This is a genomic window from Oleiphilus sp. HI0123 (assembly GCF_001635315.1).
Genome location: NZ_LWGE01001035.1, coordinates 1 through 350 on the forward strand (window position 1 = coordinate 1; position 350 = coordinate 350).

Annotated in this window: 1 pseudogene; it reads right to left on the minus strand. The window is 45.4% G+C overall.

The features are described from left to right. Window positions 1-350 (minus strand): annotated as a pseudogene (locus tag A3761_RS27565) (hybrid sensor histidine kinase/response regulator); the annotation flags it as partial.

Below are 350 nucleotides of genomic sequence, written 5' to 3' on the forward strand. Positions count from 1 at the left end.
TCCCGACTTGAAAACGCGAAATAGTGGTAATCCCCCGGATCACAATAGGGATAACCGCCACAGCGCAAATGAAATACCCGATCGATAGCGGAATACCCAGCAAGGCATGTAAAGCCGATGCGAGAATAGCGGCTTCAATCGCAAAGAAGATAAAAGTAAACGAAGCATAAATAAGTGACGTGACTGTGGAGCCTAAGTAGCCAAACCCGGCACCTCGCGTCAAAAGATCAATGTCTAAACCGTGTTTAGCTGAGTAGTAAGCAATTGGAAAACCGGTAATAAAGAAAACCGCTGCAACGACTAACATCGCTGCAATGGTATTCACAAAGCCATAGTTAATCGTTACCGCT